The sequence below is a fragment of the Arthrobacter sp. NicSoilB8 genome (genome assembly GCF_019977355.1).
Lineage (GTDB): Bacteria > Actinomycetota > Actinomycetes > Actinomycetales > Micrococcaceae > Arthrobacter.
In genome coordinates this window covers 4,327,347-4,350,452 of sequence record NZ_AP024655.1, presented here as the reverse complement: position 1 = coordinate 4,350,452, position 23,106 = coordinate 4,327,347, and the positions used below count along the sequence as shown (strand labels likewise).

Annotated in this window: 19 protein-coding genes and 1 pseudogene; 9 read left to right on the top strand and 11 right to left on the bottom strand. The window is 64.7% G+C overall.

Annotated features, from left to right (window positions below; translation table 11 throughout):
- Window positions 1-194: 194 nt before the first annotated feature.
- Window positions 195-818 (bottom strand): 3-hexulose-6-phosphate synthase, encoded by a 624-nt coding sequence (gene hxlA / locus LDO15_RS19675; RefSeq protein WP_223981488.1) that lies wholly within the window; start codon window positions 816-818, stop codon window positions 195-197.
- Window positions 815-1,114 carry a hypothetical protein gene (locus tag LDO15_RS19670; RefSeq protein WP_223981485.1) on the bottom strand — a complete coding sequence of 100 codons (300 nt, stop codon included), beginning with the start codon at window positions 1,112-1,114 and terminating at the stop codon, window positions 815-817. Before LDO15_RS19670 ends, hxlA begins: the two co-directional genes overlap by 4 nt.
- Window positions 1,115-1,352: 238 nt before the next feature.
- On the opposite strand from LDO15_RS19670, the gene LDO15_RS19665 reads away from it, so the two are divergent.
- Window positions 1,353-1,505, top strand: coding sequence for a hypothetical protein (locus LDO15_RS19665; RefSeq protein WP_223981482.1), 153 nt, complete (start codon window positions 1,353-1,355; stop codon window positions 1,503-1,505).
- An 88-nt stretch (window positions 1,506-1,593) separates the two neighbouring features.
- Here the strand turns inward: LDO15_RS19665 and LDO15_RS19660 are convergent.
- Together LDO15_RS19660 and LDO15_RS19655 are read right to left on the bottom strand one after the other, a co-directional pair.
- A pseudogene (locus LDO15_RS19660) lies at window positions 1,594-1,695 on the bottom strand (16S/23S rRNA (cytidine-2'-O)-methyltransferase); the annotation flags it as partial.
- 350 nt (window positions 1,696-2,045) lie between these two features.
- Entirely contained in the window at window positions 2,046-3,035 is a 990-nt protein-coding gene (locus LDO15_RS19655) for an HAD-IIA family hydrolase (protein WP_223981479.1), read from the bottom strand.
- Between the two features lie 769 nt (window positions 3,036-3,804).
- On the opposite strand from LDO15_RS19655, the gene thiS reads away from it, so the two are divergent.
- Together thiS and LDO15_RS19645 are read left to right on the top strand one after the other, a co-directional pair.
- Window positions 3,805-4,041: a sulfur carrier protein ThiS gene (thiS, locus tag LDO15_RS19650; protein WP_223981476.1), complete on the top strand. Its 237-nt coding sequence runs from the start codon at window positions 3,805-3,807 to the stop codon at window positions 4,039-4,041.
- Window positions 4,042-4,046: 5 nt separating this feature from the next.
- Window positions 4,047-4,859, top strand: a complete 813-nt coding sequence (locus LDO15_RS19645) for a thiazole synthase (RefSeq protein ID WP_223981473.1) — start codon at window positions 4,047-4,049, stop codon at window positions 4,857-4,859.
- A gap of 97 nt (window positions 4,860-4,956) precedes the next feature.
- Here LDO15_RS19645 and LDO15_RS19640 read toward each other — a convergent pair whose 3' ends face one another.
- The 3 genes from LDO15_RS19640 to LDO15_RS19630 all read right to left on the bottom strand — a co-directional run bounded on the left by LDO15_RS19640 (window position 4,957) and on the right by LDO15_RS19630 (window position 8,058).
- Complete coding sequence (locus LDO15_RS19640; RefSeq protein ID WP_223981470.1) at window positions 4,957-5,544, bottom strand: TetR/AcrR family transcriptional regulator; 588 nt, start codon at window positions 5,542-5,544, stop codon at window positions 4,957-4,959.
- A 330-nt stretch (window positions 5,545-5,874) separates the two neighbouring features.
- Window positions 5,875-7,275, bottom strand: coding sequence for an NAD(P)/FAD-dependent oxidoreductase (locus LDO15_RS19635; protein WP_223981467.1), 1,401 nt, complete (start codon window positions 7,273-7,275; stop codon window positions 5,875-5,877).
- Window positions 7,276-7,677: 402 nt separating this feature from the next.
- The gene (locus tag LDO15_RS19630; RefSeq protein WP_223981464.1) at window positions 7,678-8,058 is read right to left on the bottom strand and encodes a cupin domain-containing protein; all 381 of its coding nucleotides are present in this window, start codon (window positions 8,056-8,058) and stop codon (window positions 7,678-7,680) included.
- Between the two features lie 588 nt (window positions 8,059-8,646).
- Between LDO15_RS19630 and LDO15_RS19625 the strand changes: the two genes are divergently transcribed.
- The gene (locus tag LDO15_RS19625) at window positions 8,647-8,901 is read left to right on the top strand and encodes a cupin domain-containing protein (protein ID WP_223981461.1); all 255 of its coding nucleotides are present in this window, start codon (window positions 8,647-8,649) and stop codon (window positions 8,899-8,901) included.
- A gap of 321 nt (window positions 8,902-9,222) precedes the next feature.
- A complete protein-coding gene (locus tag LDO15_RS19620) occupies window positions 9,223-10,719 on the top strand; it encodes an APC family permease (RefSeq protein WP_223981458.1) in 1,497 nt (498 codons plus the stop codon).
- A gap of 503 nt (window positions 10,720-11,222) precedes the next feature.
- Here the strand turns inward: LDO15_RS19620 and LDO15_RS19615 are convergent.
- Complete coding sequence (locus LDO15_RS19615) at window positions 11,223-11,699, bottom strand: hypothetical protein (protein WP_223981455.1); 477 nt, start codon at window positions 11,697-11,699, stop codon at window positions 11,223-11,225.
- Between the two features lie 193 nt (window positions 11,700-11,892).
- Between LDO15_RS19615 and LDO15_RS19610 the strand changes: the two genes are divergently transcribed.
- Complete coding sequence (locus LDO15_RS19610; RefSeq protein WP_346655972.1) at window positions 11,893-12,795, top strand: aminoglycoside phosphotransferase family protein; 903 nt, start codon at window positions 11,893-11,895, stop codon at window positions 12,793-12,795.
- A gap of 76 nt (window positions 12,796-12,871) precedes the next feature.
- Entirely contained in the window at window positions 12,872-14,314 is a 1,443-nt protein-coding gene (locus tag LDO15_RS19605) for an HNH endonuclease signature motif containing protein (RefSeq protein WP_223987558.1), read from the top strand.
- 146 nt (window positions 14,315-14,460) lie between these two features.
- On the opposite strand, the gene LDO15_RS19600 is transcribed toward LDO15_RS19605, so the two are convergent.
- Window positions 14,461-14,721: a substrate-binding domain-containing protein gene (locus LDO15_RS19600; protein WP_223981452.1), complete on the bottom strand. Its 261-nt coding sequence runs from the start codon at window positions 14,719-14,721 to the stop codon at window positions 14,461-14,463.
- 337 nt (window positions 14,722-15,058) lie between these two features.
- Between LDO15_RS19600 and metH the strand changes: the two genes are divergently transcribed.
- Window positions 15,059-18,709 (top strand): methionine synthase, encoded by a 3,651-nt coding sequence (gene metH, locus LDO15_RS19595; protein ID WP_223981448.1) that lies wholly within the window; start codon window positions 15,059-15,061, stop codon window positions 18,707-18,709.
- 51 nt (window positions 18,710-18,760) lie between these two features.
- Window positions 18,761-19,564 carry a hypothetical protein gene (locus LDO15_RS19590; protein ID WP_223981445.1) on the top strand — a complete coding sequence of 268 codons (804 nt, stop codon included), beginning with the start codon at window positions 18,761-18,763 and terminating at the stop codon, window positions 19,562-19,564.
- A gap of 62 nt (window positions 19,565-19,626) precedes the next feature.
- On the opposite strand, the gene LDO15_RS19585 is transcribed toward LDO15_RS19590, so the two are convergent.
- Together LDO15_RS19585 and LDO15_RS19580 are read right to left on the bottom strand one after the other, a co-directional pair.
- Window positions 19,627-22,533 (bottom strand): ATP-binding cassette domain-containing protein, encoded by a 2,907-nt coding sequence (locus LDO15_RS19585; RefSeq protein WP_223981442.1) that lies wholly within the window; start codon window positions 22,531-22,533, stop codon window positions 19,627-19,629.
- Window positions 22,530-23,087 (bottom strand): hypothetical protein, encoded by a 558-nt coding sequence (locus LDO15_RS19580; RefSeq protein WP_223981438.1) that lies wholly within the window; start codon window positions 23,085-23,087, stop codon window positions 22,530-22,532. Before LDO15_RS19580 ends, LDO15_RS19585 begins: the two co-directional genes overlap by 4 nt.
- Window positions 23,088-23,106 lie beyond the last annotated feature (19 nt).

Genomic DNA, 23,106 nt, shown 5'->3' with positions numbered 1-23,106 from the left:
CCCGCGGCCCGTATCAGCCTGCGCGATCCCTCGATGTTCGGCGCAGCCCAACCTGGTGGGGCAACGCAGTGACTGCGACACCTGGCAGCTACGATGCCGGGTGCCTGGGGGCCGCTGCTCGTTGGGCGTGGATGCGGCGGCCCGCACCGTTTGTCAGGTGCGGGCCGCCGCGGTCATTGGGGGCGGCCGGCTGGTTAGTTGATGGCTGCGCGGAGCTGCTTGGCGGCCAGGGCGGGGTCGGCTGCACCGTAGATGGCGCCGCCGGCGACGGCGACGTCGGCGCCTGCCTTCTGGACGTCTGCGATGGTGGCGAGCTTCACGCCGCCGGCGACGGAGAACGGAACGCGGGCTTCTGCGCCGGCGCGGAGCAGACCGTTCAGGTCGAAGCCGGGCTTGGCCTGCTCGTCCAGGCCGGCGTGCATCTCGACGAACTTCGCACCCAGGGCGCGGACTTCCTTGGCACGGGTGACCTTGTCGGCGACACCGATGAGGTCCACGACGATGCCCTTGTTGTGGGCCTTGGCGGCCTTGACGGCGCCGGCGATGGTGGAGTCGTCGGCTGCACCGAGCACGGTGACCAGGTCGGCGCCGGCCTTGAAGGCGATGTCGGCTTCAAGTTCACCGGCGTCCATCGTCTTCAGGTCAGCGAAGACGACCTTGTCCGGGTGGGCGTTCTTGATCGCGGTGATGACGGAGAGGCCTTCGGCCTTGATCAGCGGCGTACCGAGTTCGATGATATCCACGAATTCGGCAACCTGGCCGGCGAGTTCGAGGGCGGCTTCGGTGGTCAGGAAGTCGATAGCAACTTGGAGCTTCATGATGGTGTTTTCTTTCTGTTGGGCAACGCGGTGGGTGTTGAAAATTGAGTGGAAACTACGGCGGGTATGGAAATTGAGGGGCCCCGGTTATTCGAGGTTGGCGTGCCGGAGCCAGAGCTCTCGCCGGCCACGAACACCCGGCCCGGCTGGCTGAGATGACGGGCCAGGTCGGCGACCTGCTGCCCCTCGATGCCTGCGGCGGTATCCGCGATCTCGTCCAGGACAAGGGAGACGCTGCCGGTGAAGGCTTCCCCGGATACGTCCGAGGCCGGTCCGGTCATCACGGTCAAATTCACTTCTCCTCCTCCAAAGGTGGGCCTGACATCCATCGTCCTGTCATTCACGGGGAGGGGAAACGCTAATTCGGGATGGTTTAAACTACCCGTTTGGGTAGACCGCTGGGTGGATCGTCCCGCACGCCGGCTAAATGAGCCCACACACATTACCGGCAGGAACCGGAAGGTCCTGGCGCTCACATATGCAGCAAGCAACGCACTGCTCGTCATCAGCTACGCGGATAGGCCCGGAAGCCTGGTGAATGAAACCCTCGGGGAGATGCGCTACCTGGGGCTCGCAGTCTGCCGCATCCAGGAAAAGATCAGCGACGCCGCACCTTCTTGCCTGCTGGAATCCCGGGCGGCCTCGGCGGAACGGCTCCGGGTTACAAGCGAACTTGTCCACCATTAAGGCTCAAATCTGCCCAGGCAAAGTTGGTAGCAGGCTCAACGGATGCGTCCATGTATTAACGTCACCTGTCGCGCCCATATCGACGGCTGACATCCGTGAAGCCTCCGGTTGAAGCACCACCGTCGAGGTGTCGCTTGCCAGTCGGGTCCACAACCGGGAAGGCAGGCAGGGCACAGTTCAGCTTGGGCCCGACTAACGTGCTCCTCGCCGCGTTCCTCGACGTCGAGACGGTTCCGCTGGGAGGGCCACTGTGACCTCCCGTCAGGACCTGGCCCCGCCGAGATCAGCTTCGCCACGGGCTCCCGCGTGGCGACATTTTCTGCTCCTGGTTCAGCTCGTCGCTCAACCCGGTCATGGACCTCGAGGTAAATGTCGGTGTGCTCCTCAACGGGCAAGTCATCCAGCCCGTCGAGAACGGCCGCGTTCTGGTCGACGTGCGTGTCCCCGCTCAGCGGACGCAGCGCACCGTCGCGCCGTCCCCATCATCAGTTGCCTCGCGCCCTTCCTGCGCTCCGCTGAGCGGTCATTCCTGCTTCGAGCCTAACCAGCGGTTGTGAAGCTGACCTCTGGCGCGGCAGCGGGGGTCACCTCGGGGTGGACTGCCCACCATGCCGCGCATGCGGCACGCCAGCTGTCGAGGTCGTCCTCGCGTCCGCTGATGGTCACCGTCGAGTCGGTCGCAGAGGCAACTGCCCCACCGCAGGAGTACGAGACGCCGTCGAACGTTACCGCCGGGTACTCCTCGTACAGCTCCCCGAGGGAGCCAATCAAATAGTCCGGGCGCTGGTCCACCTGTGCTGCCAAGGCTGTGCCGACCGAGTCCACGCCCGTGAGGACGAGCGCCGTGGCCATCCCCGCGCGGTTTCCACCGAGGATGTCGGTGTCGAGCCGGTCCCCCACCACGATCGCACGGTCAACTCCGGAGTGGCGGGCCGCGGTCTCGAAGAGGGCGGCCCCAGGCTTTCCTGCGACCAAGGGCGACTTCGCGGTAGCAGCGGCAACCGCCGCCACGAGGGCACCGTTTCCCGGCGCGATCCCGCGCTCCTGCGGAAGGGACATATCGGTGTTCGTGGCCACCCAGACCGCACCCGCGGCCACGGCGTAGGCAGCCTCCGCCAAGTCCTTCCATCCCAGCCCCGGCGAGAACCCCTGGATGACGGCATCCGGTCGGTCATCGGCCGTGCCGACGACGACGAGCCCCTGTGCCCTGACGGCATCAGCGAGGGTCTCGCTCCCGACGACGAGGACTGCCGACCCGGCAGCAATCTGTCCGGCCAGCAGTTCCGCGCCGGCCAAGGCCGAACCGAAGACCTGCTCCGCGCTGGCTGGAGCCCCTAGCTCCCGGAGATGGGCCGCCACCTGCTCGGACGAGCGGGACGCGTTGTTCGTCACGTAGGCGAGGCTCTTGCCTTCGCCCGCGAGCTTCTCCAGGGCCTTTGTTGCCCCGTCGATTGCCCGCGGTCCGGTGTAAACGACGCCGTCGAGGTCCGCGAGCACGCCATCGTATCCGTCGATCAACCGCTCAGTCATCGACGACATCCTCCTGATTCGCCTTCGCCTCGGACATAATGGCTTTCCCTCTCAAGCCTTCCTTCTGGGTGCTTAGTGCTGAGCGGATCATTCAATTTGAATGCCGCGTTCATAATACGAACACGTGCTATTAGCAGGCCGCGGGTCACGTCATGCGCAAGAGCGTTTCGTTCATGCCGACCTAGTGTCGAACATCCGGGCCATGACGGCGGCACCGTGTTCTGGTTAAAGATGTTCCTGACGGACTGCTTGATCAGGCCTTGACCATGGATGCAGGTCACCACGTTGTTTCGCGGTACAGCCGGGCGATCACCGGAACCATGGAGGGCCCCCCTGCCCATCCACGTATCAACACACGAATTGGAGGTTTGTAGCATCGGACTTCCTTTCCAAAAGGGTCTCCTCTTTCAGAGGTGAGCCTTGCATCCAATCGTCCTGTCATTTGTTGGTAGGGGAAACGCCAATTCGGAATGGTTCAGACTACCCGTTCTGATAGGTCGCTGTGTGAATCGTCCGGGTAGGGTTTTGTTCTAGTGACACGGGTGACCTGCTGGCCGGGCTGAGAGAACACCCGTTGCACCTGATCAAACGCTTCGGAGGGTCATTGCACTGGCCGGCGTGAGGCCAGGCGGTCGCGAATCGAAGCCGTTGATGCGCCCGAAAAGCGCTCTGGACACGCCTAGGAGCCTGGCCAACAGGCGCGGGTCCGTGCCGAATCAGGCTCAGCCACCGCAACCCCAGTCATATTTGACCAGAACAAGGAATCAGCATGAACATCACACTGAACGGCAAAACCCACGCCGTGGGGGCAAAAGCCTCCCTTGCAACGCTCGTCAGCCAGGTCACAGGGCGGGAACTTGCCGCCAACGGGCAGGCCGGGGACGGCCAAAGGCTGGGTGTGGCGGCAGCGCGCAACTCCGAGGTGGTGCCCCGCAGCCAGTGGCACAGCACGGCGCTTGCCGAGGGCGATGACATCGAACTCGTTACGGCAATTCAGGGAGGATAATGATGATGACTGAAACGACTGCGCTTCCAACCGGGCTAGGAACAGGCACCGACCGCTTGGTCATCGACGGCGTGACGCTGGGCTCCCGCCTCATCATGGGCACCGGCGGCGCGCCGAGCCTGGACGGGCTGGGGGCGGCGCTTTTGGCCTCCGGGACGGAACTGACCACCGTCGCGATGCGCCGCTATTCGCCGGCGGAGACGGGCTCGCTGTTCCAGCTGCTCGTGGACCACCACATCCGGGTGCTGCCCAACACGGCCGGCTGCTTCACCGCCAAGGACGCCGTCCTCACCGCCGAGCTGGCCCGGGAGGCCCTGGAAACCGACTGGGTCAAGCTCGAGGTCATTGCCGACGAGCACACCCTGCTGCCGGACGCGGTGGAGCTCGTGGACGCGACAGAGCAACTCGTGGCCCGCGGCTTCAAGGTCTTCGCCTACACCAACGACGATCCCGTCCTTGCCCTCCGGCTGGAAAACCTCGGTGCCACCGCCGTGATGCCGCTGGGCGCCCCGATCGGCACCGGCCTGGGCATCCTGAACCCCCACAACATCGAGTTGATCGTCTCCCGGGCGTCCGTGCCCGTGGTGCTCGATGCCGGGATCGGCACGGCCTCGGACGCGGCCTTGGCCATGGAACTCGGCTGCGACGCCGTGCTGCTGGCGACGGCCGTGACCAGGGCCCAGAACCCCGCGCTCATGGGCGAGGCCTTCAAACACGCCGTCATCGCCGGCAGGCTGGCAAAAGCGGCCGGCAGGATACCGCGGCGCGAGCACGCACTGGCGTCATCGGCCATGGAGGGCCGGGCCGAGTTCCTCTAGGGATATGAACTCCGCTTCACTGTCGGAAGCAGCGGTGCTGGCACGTCCTTCCGGTTGTTGACCTCTCCGCGTTGCCACGGTTGGCGGCAGGGGAGTCTTAGACGCCGGCTCTGGTCAGCAGTGCATCAAGCGTCATGAAGAACAAGGCGCGGTGGTCGGTCGCCTTCGGGTCGGTCATGTATTGCAGGGCCGCTCCGTCGTAGATCATCAGGAAAGACCTTACGAGCGCAGGTACGCCAATACGGCACTGGTCACCATTGTTTTGGGCCGCGGAGGAGAATATATTTCCCAGTTCCACTTCGTATGCAGGATAAATCTTCGCGGCCAGAGGGCTGCCGGGGGCATTGCGTGTTGCCCACAGAATGAGTTCGATCTCAGCAAGGAGGCTGGCCGGTTCTTTTTCTAATGCTCGCCAGTAGCCTTCGGCTACTTGTTCCACCGCCTTACGAAGCCCCAGGTGGACCGGGACGTCACCGGAATAACTGCTGAGGTTCTTCAGCCAGGCCTCGGCGGCCGCCTCCATGAGCTCTTCTTTATCGCTGAAGCAATAATGGGCGGTGGCCAAGGGGGCATTAGCCTCTTTAGCGATAGCCCGCATGGTCACGGACTGAACACCCTTACGCCTCATTAGTTCCACGGTTGCTGAAATCAGCTGTTCTTTTCGATCTTTTGTGGATACCCGCATAGCTCACTCTCCAGTCTCCCGATTTCGGCCCGGCTGGGACACGTCATAAGACTATTGCTTGGAGAGCGAAATGTTCCACCTCTGTCTTGAACGACTGACCTGAACTTCTGTATGCGTGGCAGGCCGCCGCCTGGTATGCCCAGACGGCGGCCTGTAATGAGCGGGACCCCTGTTGCGTGCGGGAGGTCCGGAGGGAAGCGGCCGTCCCTCAACCTCGCTATTGGACGGGATCTACGGCGTGCGGTCTACGAGCGGGGACCAGGGGCGGCCCTCCACAATCACCTGCTTTCCCCTTGTCTTGGGGATGCCCGAACAGCCACGCCCCCTGGGCTACCTGACGGCCACGGTCTCGGTGAGATCGTCGGGTGTCACGTTGTCCAGATCCTGGGTGGGGCCGTGCAGGTACCGTTCCATGGAGTCATCCATGGCGTTGAGCCAGCGGGTGTGGTGTTTGGTCGCCATGGTGCCGGTGACCACGGAGCGGTGGAGCATGTCGCGGTAGCCGAGGATGTCGTCGTGCTTGTGGTGCATCCAGTCCTTGAACAACTGACAGACAGCGTCCAGGTCGAAGGGCGGGTAGTCGGTGGCTTCGATGAGTTCCCGCAGGTAGTCCGTTTGGAAATCGGCCTCTGCATCGTGATCCGGCAGCGCGGCGTGGCGCTCGAGCCAGAGCTGGATGTCCACCTCACGCTCAACGAGGGACGGCAGGTCAATCGCTCCAGTCATGACGTCGCGGGCAAACCAGGCCTGCGCGTCGAACATGTTGAACGTGTAGTACTGGTCCTGGGCACCCAGATAGAACAGGTTGGTGTTCTGCTGCCACACCACGCCCTTGTAAAGGTTGCCCGGGTACAGCACGTTCGGTGACTTCAGCGACAGCCCGCTGGGCAGGAACGGGTACTTGTGCTGGTATCCGGTGCAAAGCACGACGGCGTCGAAGTCATCCTGGGTGCCGTCGCTGAAGTGCGCGGTGCGGCCCTCGAAGTGAGTGACGAGTGGGCGTTCCACTGTGTTCTCCGGCCAGTGATAGCCCATCGGTGCCGTGCGGTAGCTCAGGGTGATGGACGCGGCGCCCATCTTGTGGGACTGCATGCCGATGTCCTCGGCGGAATAGCTGCTGCCGATCATGAGCAGCTTCTTGCCGTAAAAGCGCTCGGCTCCGCGGAAATCGTGAGCGTGCAGGACCTCGCCCGGGAAGGTTTTGATGCCCTTGAATTCGGGGACGGCGGGGACGGAGAAGTGGCCGGTGGCGACCACGAGCTTGTCGAACACGTGGGTCTCGGTGAGGTTGGTTTTGAGGTCCTCAACCGTAAGCGTGAATTCCTGCGTGGCCTCGTTATAGCTGGTGTGGCGTGCAACGCTGTTGAACCGGACGTACTTGCGGACGTCGGACTTTTCCACGCGGCCCTTGATGTAGTCGAACAGAACCTCGCGGGGCGGGAAGGAGGAAATCGGACGACCGAAGTGCTCGTCAAAGGAGTAGTCCGAGAACTCCAGGCACTCCTTGGGCCCATTGGACCATAGGTGGCGGTACATGCTGGAGTGCACCGGCTCGCCGTGAGCATCCAGGCCGATCCTCCAGCTGTTGTTCCACTGCCCGCCCCAGTCGTCCCCTTTCTCAAAGCACATGATTTCGGGGATGGCGGCGCCTTTTTGGCGTGCTGATTCAAACGCCCGCAGTTGTGCCAGGCCGCTGGGTCCGGCACCAATGATTCCGACTCGCAATGCCATGGTGTTCTCCTGTTCCATTAGATCTTTTGGGGTCGCCGGTGTGCGGCGGTATATGTTGCGCTACGTGTCCTGCCGGCAATCAGACAGATACCGGTTTGTGATGGCGCGGCGATGTCTTTGCGCTCGGCCACGCCATTCCGGAGTCCGGCTAGTGCAAAGCCGAGGCCGATACGTCCAGAGAGCGGTTAGAGAATGCGGGGTGGTGACGCCGTCCCTGACAGCCTGTCCGGAGAGAACCCCGAAAGCACGAGACGGAGCAGACGCGCGGACCTCCATGCACGGACACCAGGTCCGAAATGGTCTTCGGGTTGCCTACACCAACGGCATCAATGCCATTGGTCTGCCGGCCGGTTCCATGCCGGCACCTGCTGCCGAGGCATGGAACCGGACCGCGTAGCTGATCTAGGGTGCAAAAGTGCGGTCGCCAACGAAGAACCCCAGAGCATGCTCAGGGGTCTCGAACTTGACCGTCGTTCCCTTCGGGAAGAACAGCACGTCACGCTCCTTCGCGTGCGTGACTTCTCCGGTCGCCTCGTCAGTGAGGATGAACTCACCCTTGATGACGACCTTCATCTCGTCGTAGGTGTACGTGTACACCAGCGGCTCCGACGCTTTGAGCTCGAAAAACCCGGCACACATGACCGAGCCCTGCGGATTGTGGAGGGAGTCACCGATGGCAGCGTCCGTCCCGGGCTCGTTCATCGGCGGCAGACCGACGTAGCCGCCTTCCACCTTGTGGATGGATCCGGTCTTGCTGAGCTTTCCTACGAGGGTGGTTTCCATGATTTCTCCTTTGAAAATGGGGGAAAGATAGTCAGAACTGGTCGTCTGTGATGCCTGGCAGAATTGCCCTAAAGATCAGATCGATACCCCTGTAGGGGCTCCGGGGAACGTCGTAAAGCCGACATTCTCTAGTTTCGGGAAGGCCTGTCAGGCGCCGGCCCGAGCCCTCGTGCTGTGATGCCAGTCACGCTTGCTCGCTACAAAAAGGTGACATGAACGGGCGTACAAGTCAACCGTTCATGAAAACTTTTCCCCACATCGGGTTTCGGGGAGGTAATAGCGCCCATCTTGTTGGTGAACCATTGACTTGAACGCGCGTCCCTGTCACAGTGGACAGCGCCGTGACCCACATCACGAGGGCGCGATCTAACTCGGATTCACCGAAGCATCCCCCCAGCAGATGGCGCGCTTAAGAAGGGTTATAAAACAATGGCCACTACCACCACTCCTCAGCCCCTGACACCTAAGGCAGGGGAAAAGATCGACTTCTGGCCAATGAAGGCCATGAAGCCTATGAAGGAAGAATGGCAACGACTGCACTGCAGGTTCATCAACGCTGATCCTGTAGGCAGCTGGGATGATTTCATCTTGTCGGAATGGGAACTGACGTCCTGCGGGTGGGAAGACTTCCACCCCCACACCGAGACGAACTTCGTACTGGAAGGCGAGCTCCACGTCGAGAGCGAAGGCAAGACTGTCATCCTGAGGCCAGGCGATTCAGCACGCGTAAACCCCGGACAACTCGGCCGATACTGGGCCCCGGTCTACGCACGCATGGTCACCGTCTACGGCCCCAACCCGGAAGGCCTGGAGTCACATTCCTTCCGATACTTCGAAATCTGAGCCGGTCACAGCCGGTTACGGGACGCCTACACGCTTTCCTCAAGCTGAGGCCCCGGAGTTACCGGGCTCAACGCCCCCAGTAATCGGAGGACAACCCTCCAACTGCAGATCTGGCTAATGTCGCGCAACGGCTAACCCAGCTCCCAAACGTTTGAAGGTGGCAAACTACGGCCTGCCTATTCGCGTTTATATCCCGGTTGCTATTACCCAGAGATGCCATCTTTGATCACTCAGTGGTTTGTGGCAATGGCAAAGTTACGCGTCATCACTTGCCCGCAGGGCTGTTTGTAGTTTTTCACCGCAATTCAAAGGAGAATTTTTATGAGTGAAAACAGTTTGCTTGCAGTCGATCATTTGAAAAGGTCGATTGACTGGAAGCAGGGTTTGGCCATTTCGCTGGGCGTGCCCTTGCTGATACTGCCCTCTTTGGGCTATATTCCGCTGTATTTATCTGCCGCGGCGATCCTGATCTGGGGATTATCGGTCCTTCAGGGTTTCATGCAGAACGCCGCATACGCTGAAATGGCCACCACGTTTCCCAAGGCCTCGGGCCTTCCGGGCTATGCACAGCATATATTTCGCACCGAAAACTACAAGGGCAAGTACGACAAGGGCAAGCTGATCGGCGGGTTCAGCGCCTGGAGCTACTGGTTTGCTTGGAACCCGGTACTGGCGATCTTCGCCATCCTGGTCGGCGGCTACCTGCATGGGCTGTTCCCGGTGCTGGCCGCGACATTCACCGAGTACCAGCTCTCGTTGATCTCCGGTCTGGTAATTTTCGCCGGATTGTTCATGGTCAACTGGTTCGGCCTCAAGGACGGCGCCATTCTGGGTTACATCCTGGCGGCTGTTTCCTTGATACCGCTCGTTATCCTGACCGTGGCACCTTTCGCGACCGGACACGTCGAGCTAGCCAACATCACCGGCAACTGGTTACCGGCCGACTGGGCCTGGGACATGCACCACATCCTGATTCTCTTTGGCATCTTCGCGATCGCGCAGTGGAGTGCCTGTGGCTGGGAAACGGCAGCGATCTATGGCCCTGAGTACAAAAATCCGGCCAAAGATGTCCCCAAGGCGCTGTTTGCCTGCGGCATCATCTGCTTTTTCTCATATGTACTGGTCCAAACCGCAGTGATCGGGGTGCTTGGTGTTGACGGTGTACGGGCCGAGCCCGTGTCGCCACTGATTCCGGTGGCCCGGGCTGTCTTTGGCGAGGCCGGCTCCATAATCACCATCATCATGTTGATCGCGGCCATGATCCTGATCATCCAAACGGCCTATCTGGGTTCATCCCGCGCCATGCACTCCATGGCGACGGAAGGCAACCTCCCTAAGGTCTTCGGCAAAACGAACCGCCACGGCACCCCGTTCATTGCCTTGCTCGTCACCGCAGCATTTAACGTGGTCCTGATTTCGATGGGATCCCTCGCGGCAATTCTTGCGGCCGCGGCGATTGGTTACACCTGCGCCAACGGCATCAGCCTGTTCGCCTATGTCCGAGCCAGAAAACACCCGGCCTTTGTCGACCTGGAACGACCCTTCAAAGCACCCAAGGGCTGGAAGCATGTCGCCATGCTCTTTGGCCTATTCAACCTGCCCCTGTGCCTGGTCGGTGTGGTCTACCTGAACAGCCTGGAGATCGGCTGGACCTCAACCTGGCTGGGCTTCATCGTACTGGCACTCTACATCCCAATCTGGTTCTATTCCCAGGGTGAATCGAGACGCTCGAACCATATACCCGCCACTGCCCGCTCTTCAGATCATCATGCCGATACCGACGCCGCAGACCTGGAAAAGCTTCCAAGTATCACGTGATATCGACAACGCTTACAAGCTCGTCCCGTGGCGGCGCGCGGACTCAACTGCTCACCCGCAACACCGTAGTTGTTCCAGCATCACATCGTCGTAGTGCCGGGAAGGCGACGGGCTTTCGGTCTCGCCGTCTGCAGATTGTGGGGCGCGCAGTAGCTCCAGACACGGCGCTTGCGTAAGTTCCGGGGGAGCCTGGATGATCTCATCGGCAAGATCCAGATACCTGCCAGCCGCCGGGAGACCGGCACCGACCACCCGGCGCCGGGGAACAGGCGGTAACGCGAGCGGGGCAGCGTCTCATTCCGCCGCCGGCGCCCCGTACACCGCGTCTAAGCTCGCCGTCGTCGGCTTGACCAAGAACTCGGCTGTGATGGGGTTGCGGCGCGAACCTCAGCCCGGTCCCGGTCCTGAGCGTGCGGCACCGTAACCTCGATCTGCAACGTACAGGTGAGGCCCTACGTCAGATCTGGGGGAGTCCTCGGTGCCGGCAGGCTGGACCATGGGATTTACTCGTCGACAGTCCCGCCCGTTGACGCTCCGCTCAGGGTGTCGATGTAATCCAGCGTCTTGGGACTGACGTGCCGCACGGCGCCAAGTGCCTCCCGGAGAACGGTCCTGCTGGCGAGGTCACCAAGCGCTCCTCGGAGTTCGGCTACCGTCTCGATGCCCTGGCTCTCCAACACGCGCGTCATGTCCTCTACTTGGGCGAGACGGCCAGGGGACGGCCAGCTGATAACTTCGGAAAGCGTCCCGGTATCGAGGTGCTGGCGGAATCCGCTGGTCGTGGCGGCATCCGGCCATGCCTCGACCAGAGCGACAACGCGTGGCCTGACGGTCGCGTGGTAGTTCTGTCGCCGCTGCAAGGTGGCATCGACAATGATGGCCCCGATGTGGTTCCAACTACGGCTGACTTCGGTGGATTCGTCTACGCCGTGGGAGTCCAATTGCGCCGGGAGGTTGGTGTCATCATTATCGATAGTCATAAGTGAATACTTCCATGTCGGCGGTGTGCGTGCGGGTGCGGCAGCCGAGGGCCGGAGCGTACTCGCGGCTGGAGCGTCCGATGGTTCGACGATGACCTCGTTCCGCGCCCGTCCACCCTGGGGGTCTTGAGCTATATTCGGACAAGGGAATGGGTCGGCCTGGTTTTCAGGCTCAAGGAAGGCGGATTTCTGAATGGCGCGAATGCCGCCAGCCACGGTGGAAGTGAGTAACACGGTGGTCCAGCGCCTCGTCCGGGACCAGCGGCCCGACCTCGGCGATTGTTCTTTAGCGCGGGTTGCGAACGGTTGGGACAACGCGACCTTCCGACTCGGTGACGATCTGGCCGTCCGGCTGCCGCGCAGGGCGGAGGCCGTTCCACTGATACTGCATGAGCAGCTTTACCTTCCCGACATTGCTCGCCGCTCACCGGTTGCGGGCCCTGTCCCCGTCCATGCCGGCCGGCCGACGTCGGACTTTCCATGGCCGTGGAGCATCGTGCGGTGGGTCACCGGAGCCGCTGCGGCCGACGTCCGCCCGGCAGGCCGCGCGCCGGCGGCTAAAGGCCTGGCCGATTTCCTGCTGTCCCTTCACGTGCCCGCCGAAAGCGGCGTCCCGGTGAATCCTTTCCGGGGCGTGCCGCTGACAGACCGTGACGCTGTGCTGGTGGAACGGCTCGGGGACCACGAACGCTACCCGGAGGCGGCCGCGCTGAGAGCAGTGTGGGCGCAGGCCTGTGCCGCCAAAGCTTGGGATGGTCCGGCGATGATGCTCCACGGGGACCTCCACCCCGGCAACATCCTGCTGGCGGACGACGGCTCCCTGGCCGGCGTCATCGATTTTGGCGACGTCGGGGCGGGGGACCCCGCTGTCGATCTTGCGGTGGGGTGGCTGATGTTCGACGCCGGCACACGCCGCCGCTTCATGGGCGCCTTTGACTCGGCAGTAGACGGGGACACCTGGAAGAGGGCGCGCGGCTGGGCTCTCATCCTGTCCACCGCCATGCTGAGCAACTCTGACGATAATCCGCGGATGTTCGCCGTAGGGAAGTTCGGGATCAGGCAGATCCTGGATGACGGACTTAGCCTTCAACTCTGACGCCGGCGATACTGTCAGTGCCTCCTCATATGCTGTGAGTGTGGAAGACAGAGCAGCTGCGGAGACGTTGGAGGCCATGGAGGCCTCCCTTGCTGCGTTGGCTTCATTTGCCAGTCGCGGAGCCGGGAACATGGGCTCGACTGGCGCTGACCTTCTTCGGGACGAAGCGGACGCGTGCCTGGACGGCATGGCTGAGGTGGGCCGCATGGAAGCCAGGCTTGCCGCGCTGAAAGTGCACTTCGCCGCCGGGTATGCCCGCGCTGCCGCCGCCATGGCGGCCCCAGCCGTTTCCCCGCAGGAGCGCACGGCCCAGGAAATGTCGGTGACAGCAGAGGTGGCCTGTGTCCTGACAGTGAGTGAAAGATCGGCCGCGGCGCTGCTGGCTGAGTCAGCCACCCTGACCACCGGGTTGCCCCTGACGCTGTCTGCGCTGCAGGCAGGAAGCATTTCATGGCAACATGCGCGGGTGATGTGTGATGAGACGTCCGGTCTGGACCCCTCCGGGGCGGCTGCTTTGGAGGCTCATTTCCTGGACCCCGAAGCTGCCTTTGCCGCGCGTGGCTGCCCGGCGGGGGAGCTGGTGCCGGGCAGGTTCCGGGCCAAAGCGCGCAGATGGCGTGAGGTGCACCATCCTGTAAGTATCGAAGCGCGCCACCGCAAGGGCGTGGAGGACCGCCGGCTGGAATATGTGCCGGACCGGGACGGCATGGCCTGGCTCTCGGCCTACCTGACTGCGGATGTGGCGGTGGGTGTGTGGTCCCGTGCCACGGAAGCGGCCCGCGCCCTGCAGTCACCGAATGAATCCCGGACCCTGGCCCAGCTCCGTGCGGACGTCGCCGCTGAATGGCTGGTGGCGGGGGTGGCGGAAGGAACTCCGTCACCCAAAGCGCAGGTCCTGGTGACCGTGCCGGTGCTGTCTCTCTTGGGCGCCGCGTCGGAACCGGCCATGTTGGAGGGCTACGGTCCCGTTCCGCCGAGCATGGCCCGCCGGCTTGTGGGGGATGGTGCCGGATCGTTCCTGCGTGTGCTGACCGATCCGCGCAATGGAGCGCCGCTGGAGATCGGACGGACCAGCTACCGAGTTCCGAAGGCGATGCGCCAATGGTTGCGGCTTCGGGACTGCCGGTGCCATTTTCCGGGCTGTAATAACCATTCGCTGGATAACGAAGCGGATCATCTGTTGGCTTGGTCCGCGGGAGGCGGCACCGGCATCACCAACCTGGGCCAGCTATGCCGGCGGCACCACCGGCTCAGACACACCACAGCTTGGACGCCGGTTGACGCCACCCGGGACCAGCCGCCCGGCTGGATCTCACCCGCGGGACGCTCGTATCCCAGCGAACAACAGGACTGGGAGCCACCGCACTGGCCGCAGTACCTCGGCGACGCGGGTGAAGGCCGGGAGTTCGAACCGCCCGACTGGCCGGACGTACTTGCCGGTGTCACCGGACCCGGCGAGACCGGGCCACCACTACCGGCGGATCCCTTTCCCGACTGGGCGCTGTTCACCGCCGCGTAGGATCGGCGCTCCATGCTCTGCCCGTTGCCCTCCGTCCTCCGTCACCCTCCTGCCGCGGCATGGCAGCGGGATGGCGCTGCAGGGGAGCGGCAACCGAGCAAACGGACGACGGCGGGGAGTCCCGCCGTCGTCCACCGCGCAGCAAGCTACAAGCGGGCCTCAACGGTTGACTGAGGGAGCAGATGGGCCACGGGCGTCTGGCACGATTGGCGTTCGATCAGCTTGACGGGAATGACGTTCTTCCGCCTGAATTTCTTGGCGGGTGATGCAATCCGGGCGAGGATGCGTTCGGCGGCAACCCGTCCCACCTGACGCGGGTTCTGATCGATGACTGACACCGAGGGCTGGAGGACATCCGCCATGGGGAAGTCGCCAAAGCTGATCAGCGCAATGTCGGTTCGGTTCAAGCTGGTCTACCGTCTCCAAGGCGAAAGCGAGGAAGCTTACGCCGCGGCGTTCCCTGGCCTCGTTGGCGACTCTGCACGGCTGTCCGTCGAATGAGGCGCTGACGACACGGGCTCTGCCGCGTCTGCAGGAGCTCGAAGCCGTAGTCGACGGCACGCTTGTGGCTTCCAACGGCGGCTGGTCGGCGCCCTAAGGGGGCGGAACCAAGCGCAAGCGGACGACGGCGGGTGCCTCCCGTCGTCGTCCGTGGCGGAGGTTTAGGCAGAACTGCCCACCACCCGCCGTCGTAGTACATGGACATACGGCGCAATGTTCAAGCCGCGCCCGTAATCTGTTTAGATGCCTCGTTTTGCGCTCGATATCGAATCCGTCCCCCGTCCCGTTCGCTCCCAGGCGCTTCTGGATGCGGTGAACCATCGGGTCGTCATTGCCGATGGGGCGATGGGCACCATGCTGCAGGGCCGGGACCTGTCGCTCGAGGACGACTTCCTGGGGCTGGAAGGCTGCAACGAGATCCTCAATGCCACGCGCCCGGACGTCCTCGCGGACATCCATGACGCGTACTTCGCGGTGGGAATCGACGCGGTTGAAACCAACACCTTCGGTGCGAACTGGTCCAACCTCTCCGACTACGGCATCGACGACCGGATTGAAGAGCTCGCCCGGAAGGGCGCGGAGATCGCCCGGGACCGCGCCGAAGCGGCAGAAAAAACGGACGGACGGATGCGGTGGGTCCTGGGCTCGATGGGGCCGGGCACCAAGCTCCCCAGCCTCGGCCACACCACCTACGACTACCTCAAGCAGACCTTCGCCCTGCAGGCCGAGGGCCTCATCGACGGGGGAGCGGACGCCTTCCTCATCGAGACCAGCCAGGACCTCCTGCAGACCAAAGCCGCGGTCAACGGCTGCAAGCAGGCGATCGTAACCCGCGGCATCCGGCTCCCGATCTTCGTCGAGGTGACCGTCGAAACCACCGGAACCATGCTGATGGGCTCTGAGATCGGCGCGGCGCTCACGGCGCTCGAGCCGCTCGGCGTCGACGCCATCGGCCTGAACTGCGCCACCGGTCCGGACGAGATGAGCGAGCACCTCCGCCACCTCTCCAAGCAGTCCTCCGTGGCCATCGCCTGCATGCCCAACGCCGGCCTGCCCGTCCTTGGTGCCAACGGCGCGCACTATCCGCTCTCGCCCAGCGAACTCGCCACCGCGCACGAGCAGTTCGTGCGGGAATTCGGCCTGGGCCTGGTGGGCGGTTGTTGCGGTACGACGCCGGAGCACATGGCCGCCGTCGTCGAACGTCTTGCGCCCTTGCGCGACAGCGCGGCCGTCACCAGCGGCGGGAGGGGCCCCGACGGCGAACGCCTTCCCACCGAGCGTGAAGCCGGCATCGCATCCCTCTACCACCATGTAAATTTCGACCAGGAGTCTGCGTACCTCGCCATTGGCGAGCGCACCAACGCGAACGGTTCGAAGGCGTTCCGCCAGGCGATGCTCGACGAGCGCTGGGACGACTGCGTCGATATCGCCCGCGAGCAGGTCCGCGTCGGCGCGCACCTGCTTGATGTGTGCATTGACTATGTGGGGCGCGACGGCGTGGCCGACATCAAGGAGGTCGTCTCACGTTTCGCGTCGGCCTCCACCCTCCCGCTCGTCATCGACTCCACCGAACCGCCCGTGCTGCAGGCCGGGCTCGAACTCATCGGCGGTCGCCCGGTGGTCAACTCCGTCAACTACGAGGACGGCGACGGCCCGAACAGCCGCTTCGCGCGCATCATGCCGCTCGTGAAGGAGCACGGCACCGCTGTGATCGCCCTGACTATCGACGAGCACGGCCAGGCACGCACCACCGAGGGCAAGGTGGCCATCGCCTCGCGCCTCGTCGATTCCCTGGTGGGTGAATGGGGGATGCGCGTCGAAGACATCATCGTCGACGCCCTGACCTTCCCCATCGCCACCGGTCAGGAAGAAACCCGCCGGGACGCCATCGAAACCATCGAGGCCATCCGCCAGATCACCGCCAAGTACCCCGGCATCAACACCACCCTCGGCGTCTCGAACGTGTCCTTCGGCCTGAACCCGGCAGCGCGCATGGCCCTGAACTCGGTGTTCCTGCACGAGGCCGTGCAGGCGGGCCTGACCAGCGGCATCATCGACGCGGCCAAGATCGTGCCGCTTGCTTCCCTGCCGGAGGAGCAGCGCAAGGTGGCCCTGGACCTCGTCTGGGACCGCCGCGAATACGACGCCGACGGCAACCTCACGTACGACCCGCTGGCCAGCATGCTGGACCTGTTCGCCGGCGTCGACACCGCAGCGCTGAAGGACCAGCGCGCCGCGGAACTCGCGGCGCTGCCCACCGGCGAGCGCCTGGAGCGGCGCATCATCGACGGCGAAGGAAAGGGCCTCGAAGAGGACCTCGACCTCGCACGAAGCGAAGGAATGACCCCGCTGGGCATCATCAACGACTACCTGCTCGAGGGCATGAAGGTAGTGGGCGAGCGCTTCGGCGCCGGTGAGATGCAGTTGCCCTTCGTGCTGCAGTCCGCCGAGGTGATGAAGAACGCGGTGGCGCTGCTCGAGCCGCACATGGAGAAGTCGGATTCCTCGGGCAAGGGCACCATGGTGATCGCCACCGTGCGCGGCGATGTGCATGACATCGGCAAGAACCTGGTGGACATCATCCTCACCAACAACGGTTATAAAGTGATCAACATCGGCATCAAGCAGGGGATCGCCGAGATCATGGCCGCGGCCGAGCAGCACGACGCGGACGTGATCGGCATGTCCGGCCTGCTGGTGAAATCCACCGTGGTGATGAAGGAGAACCTCGCCGAACTGCAGTCCCGGGGGCTCGCGAAAAAATGGCCAATCATCCTCGGCGGCGCAGCCCTGACCCGCGCCTACGTGGAGCAGGACCTGGCGGAGCAGTTTGAAGGAACCGTCAGGTACGCCAAGGACGCCTTTGAGGGCCTGGCACTGATGGAACCGCTGGTGCAGGTGGCCCGCGGCGCCGACCCGGCCGCCGTCGGCCTTCCGCCGCTGAAGAAGCGGATCCATAAAGGCGGCCCGAAGTTCACGGTGACCGAGCCGGAGGCGATGCCCGGCCGGTCCGACGTCGCTTCCGACAATCGCGTGCCTTCGCCGCCGTTCTGGGGCACGCGCATTGTGCGCGGCGTGGCGCTCCACGACTACGCCACTTTCCTCGACGAGCGCGCCACCTTCATGGGGCAGTGGGGGCTCAAGCCCGGCCGCGGCGAGGACGGCGCCTCCTACGAGGAACTGGTGGAACGCGAGGGCCGGCCGCGCCTGCGGTATTGGCTGGACCGCATCCTCGGCGAGGGAATGCTTGATGCGTCCGTCGCGTACGGCTATTTCCCGGTGGTCTCCGAAGGAGAACAGGTGGTGGTGCTGCACCACGGGGAGGACCGCGACGGCGTCCTCGGCACCGCGGGACTGCTCGCCCCCGACGGCGGCTCAGGCGGCCCGATCGGCACCGAGCGGCTGCGGTTCGACTTCCCGCGCCAGCGCCGCGACCGGCACCTGTGCCTCGCCGACTTCGTCCGCTCGCGCGAATCGGGACAGATCGACGTCCTGCCGGTCCAGCTGGTCACCGCCGGCTCGAAGATCGACGAGGTGACATCCGAGCTGTTCAAAGGCAACCACTACCGCGACTACTACGAACTCAATGGCCTGGTCATGCAGCTCACCGAGGCGCTCGCGGAGTTCTGGCATGCACGTATCCGCTCGGAGCTGGGTTTTGCGGCCGAGGAGCCCAAGGACAAGGCCGGCCTCTTCAAGCTCGACTACCGCGGTGCGCGGTTCTCGCTGGGCTACCCCGCCTGCCCGGACATGGAGGACCGCCGCAAGGTCACGGAACTGCTGCGTCCCGAGCGGATGGGCGTGGTCCTGAGCGATGAGCTGATGCTGCACCCCGAGCAGTCCACCGACGCGTTCGTGTTTCACCACCCGGAGGCGAAGTACTTCAAGGTGTGAGTTGAAGTCTGAAACGGCCTCAATGTCTTGACGTGCGCATACACTGCCACCATGCGCATCTTCGATACCTCATTCGACTACAAGACCGACGAGTCTCGGAAGGCCAAGCGGGGCAACGCCGGCGGCTTACCACCGGACTCACCCTCAGTCACCCAAGAGCTGGGCGACCCGGACTCGAACAGCCTGAGGCTCCGGGCGGACCATGAGCTGCTGTGGACCAAGAAGCTGAACTCTGGCGCCCTTTTCGCCCCGAGCGCATCAGCGGCCCGCTGGAACGAGTACCTCATTCATACTGACGAGTCCGGGGCGAGGCATTGCTACGGCAGCGATGCCATCACCAGCTCCTACACCGGCCGGTCAAACCCGAAATCCCTGGCTGACGCGATGGCCGGTCTGAACGAGGAGCAGCGGGCCCGCTACCTCAACCCGCCGTACACCATCGGCAGTGCGATGATTTGGCCCGTCAGGGCGAAGGACAAACCCACGATGAACCAGGCCCGGGGGCTTCGCCACTCGATCGCTGACCGCATGGACCTCACCCTTGAGTGCATCCGGCGCCACTACGCAGGAGAACCGGAGAGCCCCCTCGCCGATGTCATCAACGCCTACAAAGACTTCTTCGAGCTCTTCGATGGGTTCGTGGAGTTCGTGGACTTCTTCCACCTGCAAGACCTCGTGACGCCCGACTACAAAGACATTCGGTTCTTCGTGCCCTTTGAGGGCTTTGAGCCTTCCGGGATACCGGCGGACTACGTGACGTACCGGGATGCCACGCTGGAGTTCATCGCTGCACGGAACCGCCGGATGGCCAAGTGGGTCACAGAGAACCACCCCGACATCGAGGTTCGCGAGTAGCGTCTTGAGGTTCCGGCGATAGGTCAGGGACAGCGTGCGGGGCGGGTATCCCGGCGGTGTCCTCAGACCCCGATTTGTAGCCGGTCCCTGTCCTCGGCGGATTGGGCCAGCGCGGCCTGCCCGCCCGCGCTGGAGACCGGCTTCACCCGCCGGAGTGCCGCGAGAACGGCCCGCCCCACCAGGGTGATGCCGACAATCGTCGTGATGGCACGGAGCGTGTCCCATCCGGCCGTCGAGGTCAGGAGCGAGTAGAGCAGGAAGCTGCTGAGATTGGTGGCCAGCGGCGCGCCGGGCACGTAGGAGATGCCGGTGCCTGCACCGACCGCGAAGGGCCAGAACCACAGATTCGTCATCAGGCCGAACGCGTAGGACGCCAGGGCCCCGTAGCCGCACAGCATCCATAGCTCTGCTCTGCCGCGCACACCGCGGGGGAGCAGGCCCGCTCCGGCGCCCACCCACGCGCAGGCGAAGATTTGGAACGGCGTCCAAGGCCCGAGGCCACCCCACATGACGCTGGACACGGCGATAGTGGCGGCGCCGAGGAGCAGGCCGAAACGGGCACCGAAGGCGCGGCCGGCCAGGATCAGCAGGATAAAGACCGCCTCCACGCCGCCGACGCCGGTGCTCGCCACCCGCACCGCCGAGCCAATGGCGGCCAGCACGCCGAGCAACGCCACCGTGTGCGCGGAGCGGACCGAGCCGTCGAGCGACACCACGACGGCGACGGCGGCGAGCGGCGCGATGGCCAGCGCCGCGTACGGGAGGGCAGCGGCGGCATCCTCCGGGAGGGCTGCGGCGAGCAACGGCCAACAGAACGCTGCCAGGGCAAGAAGATTCGCGGCTGCGAGGACCGCGACCTCCACGCCCCGCGGCATCCGGATGTGGCGGGCTTTTGTCGCCGCATCCGGGTTGTCTGGCGGAAGGTCGATGAGCCGCGGTGCTGCGATGCGCGGTGCGGCGATGTGTTGTGTGGTGACGCTTTGTGCTGTGTTGCTTTGTGCCGTGACGGCACATGCCGGGGCGGTTTCTGCCACGGATGATGGGGCGACGCCGTCGCGCATCGGGAGGATCCGGGCGCCGAGGCCGTTGGCAAAATCGAGGTCGTGGGTGGCGATCAGGACCGCCGCGCCGTCGTCCGCCGCGGCCCGCAGCGCCGCCGCGACCGCCGTGCGTGCCTCGGCATCGAGCCCGCGGGTCGGCTCGTCGATCAGGAGGACCTGCGGATCGTCCATGGTCTGGAGCGCGATAGCCAGGATCCTGCGCTCCCCGGCGGAGAGGTCCCGCGGGTGCTCGTGTCCGATGGGCATCCGGATGTCCCCGCGCAGGCGCGCCAGATGCGATTCCGCGGGCCGGGGCGTGACCTGGCCGTTGCCTGGGCAGCGCCGGTTGGAACGGCGCCGGTTTGAACGACGGGACGCCCGGTCCCGCCGTCGTTCCGCCGCCCTGAGCTCTGCCGCGACGGTGTCCCTCGTGAAGAGGTCGTCGGAGGCGTCCGGCACAAGGGCGACGCGGCCGCCGTCGACCATGACGCCGTCGGCCGTGCCGTCACCCAGGGCGAGTGCCACGAGGAAGGACGACTTCCCGGCCCCGTTCGGCCCCACCAGGGCGACCACTTCACCGCGGTGCAGGGCCAGGGAAGCGTCGCGCACCAGCGGCTTGCCCGCGCGGTGCACCGCGAGTTTTGTCGCAGTCAGCACGGGCGCGTGCTCCGTGTCCGGAGCGGGGGTTGCGTGCGCAACGGCCGGGGCCGGAGCGGTCGGCGCGACGCCCGCCACCAGGGCGCCGTCGTCGATGGTCCACCAGGCATCGGCCACGGAGACGAGCGACTCCGCCCGGTGCTCCGCCACGATGACGTAGACACCCGCGTCGCGGGCGAGGGCCTCGAGGACGGCGATGACACGTTCGCGTGCTGCGGTGTCAAGGTCGGCCAGGGGCTCGTCAACCAGGAGGAGAACCGGATGGTCCACAACCGCGGCGGCGATGGCTACGAGCGTCGCCTCACCCGCCGAGAGGGTGCTGACATTGCGGTCCAGCAGTGCCGACACTCCGATGCGCTCCGCGACCTCCAGCACCCGGGCCGTGGCGGCACCGGAAGCCACGCCGCGTAGCTCAAGGGCGAGGGAGATTTCGTCCCGGACCCGGGTGGTGGCGAAGGCGGCGCGGGGGTTCTGAAGGACGACGCCGATGTGGCGGGCGGTGTCGCGCGGCGGCGCGGCGGCACGGTCCGTCCCGGCGACGCGCACCGTGCCGGAAATTTCCCCGCCGTCAACATGGGAAAGCAGGCCCGCGAGACCTCGCAGAATCGTGGACTTGCCGGATCCAGTCGGCCCGGTAAGGACTGAAATTGACCCGCCCGGCGGTCTGAACCCGGCGACGCGCACCTTTGCGTCACCAATACGGAATTGTGCGTCCCGGACAAGAATCGGCGCTTCGGCGTTGTGGGCGGGCTGGTGTGCTGCCCGGCTGCCGAAGCCGCGCAACTCAAGGGCCGCGGCCACCCGGCCGGCGTGCTCGAGGGTGCGCTCGAGAACCGGGACAAGGGCGCGGGCTCCGAAGCGTTCGCCCCGCAACCGGAACGCCAGGCGCACGGAGGTGACGGCGTCGGAAAGGGCGGGAAGCGCCGCCCACGCCACTACCAGCGTCCGGGCCGTACCCTGCAGGGGGCCGCCGCGGGCCAGATGCCGGAAGCCGCGGGCCACGTCGACCCAGGCGTTGAGCAGGCCGAAGCCGAGGATCATCGCGGCGATCGGCAGGGCGGACAGGACGGCCGCCCACAGGCCGGGCGCCGTGACCGGACCGAGGAGGACCACATGGGCGAACGGGGCAGGCAGCGGCACCGGCGGCAGGTTCAGCAGAACCGGTTCGCCGATGCCCGCCCCGTTGAAGAGAATGCGGTAGACGACCCGCGCCGCGATGAAGACGGCAGCGAGAGCCGCCGCTGCGCGTATCGGCGCGGGTCGAAAGGTCATGCCGCGGGTGCGGCCGGTGCGCCGTCGACCGTGAACAGCAGTTCCAGGCTCTCGCCCGGGCTGACCTTCAACGTGCCGAGGCCTTCCTGTGCGTAGGCCCAGGCGCCGGCGGCCGGCTTAACCCAAAGCGCCCAGTATGCGAAGGCGGCGGGCATCTTGCTGCAGTCTTCCCGGTACGTGCCGCCCTTGTGGGCGATGTCGAAGTCTGCGGCGGGTACACCGTTGACACGGCACACCAGCTCCTTGGGATAGGCGGCAGTGCCTTCGGTCTTCACCTTTGCCTCGTCAAGCACCTTGGAAGCGAGAGTCGGCGCATCCACAGGCACGCAAACGGACGTATCAGCGGCGGCCTGCTTCAGGGCGCCCGAATCGGTGATGACCTTCACGCCGGCGCAGGGCTCGGAGGCGGCGCTGGACGAGGTTGCTGCCGGGGAAGCCGGTGCGGAGGTAGTGGGCTGGGTGGTGGCCGGCGCGGAACAGGCGGCGAGGGCAAACAGGAGACCTGCGGCGGCGAGGGAGCTCGCGGCGGCGGTGCGGATTCGAGTCAAAGTCACGTGTCAAGGGTAGGGCGTT

Excerpts from the sequence above, each read along its gene's own strand:
- hxlA (WP_223981488.1), bottom strand. The coding sequence starts at position 818 with ATGAAGCTCCAAGTTGCTATCGACTTCCTGACCACCGAAGCCGCCCTC.
- LDO15_RS19585 (WP_223981442.1), bottom strand. The coding sequence starts at position 22,533 with ATGACCTTTCGACCCGCGCCGATACGCGCAGCGGCGGCTCTCGCTGCC.
- LDO15_RS19610 (WP_346655972.1), top strand. The coding sequence starts at position 11,893 with ATGGCGCGAATGCCGCCAGCCACGGTGGAAGTGAGTAACACGGTGGTC.
- LDO15_RS19655 (WP_223981479.1), bottom strand. The coding sequence starts at position 3,035 with ATGACTGAGCGGTTGATCGACGGATACGATGGCGTGCTCGCGGACCTC.
- LDO15_RS19615 (WP_223981455.1), bottom strand. The coding sequence starts at position 11,699 with ATGACTATCGATAATGATGACACCAACCTCCCGGCGCAATTGGACTCC.
- thiS (WP_223981476.1), top strand. The coding sequence starts at position 3,805 with ATGAACATCACACTGAACGGCAAAACCCACGCCGTGGGGGCAAAAGCC.
- LDO15_RS19620 (WP_223981458.1), top strand. The coding sequence starts at position 9,223 with ATGAGTGAAAACAGTTTGCTTGCAGTCGATCATTTGAAAAGGTCGATT.
- LDO15_RS19630 (WP_223981464.1), bottom strand. The coding sequence starts at position 8,058 with ATGGAAACCACCCTCGTAGGAAAGCTCAGCAAGACCGGATCCATCCAC.
- LDO15_RS19590 (WP_223981445.1), top strand. The coding sequence starts at position 18,761 with ATGCGCATCTTCGATACCTCATTCGACTACAAGACCGACGAGTCTCGG.
- LDO15_RS19635 (WP_223981467.1), bottom strand. The coding sequence starts at position 7,275 with ATGGCATTGCGAGTCGGAATCATTGGTGCCGGACCCAGCGGCCTGGCA.
- metH (WP_223981448.1), top strand. The coding sequence starts at position 15,059 with ATGCCTCGTTTTGCGCTCGATATCGAATCCGTCCCCCGTCCCGTTCGC.
- LDO15_RS19645 (WP_223981473.1), top strand. The coding sequence starts at position 4,047 with ATGACTGAAACGACTGCGCTTCCAACCGGGCTAGGAACAGGCACCGAC.
- LDO15_RS19640 (WP_223981470.1), bottom strand. The coding sequence starts at position 5,544 with ATGCGGGTATCCACAAAAGATCGAAAAGAACAGCTGATTTCAGCAACC.
- LDO15_RS19605 (WP_223987558.1), top strand. The coding sequence starts at position 12,872 with ATGGAGGCCTCCCTTGCTGCGTTGGCTTCATTTGCCAGTCGCGGAGCC.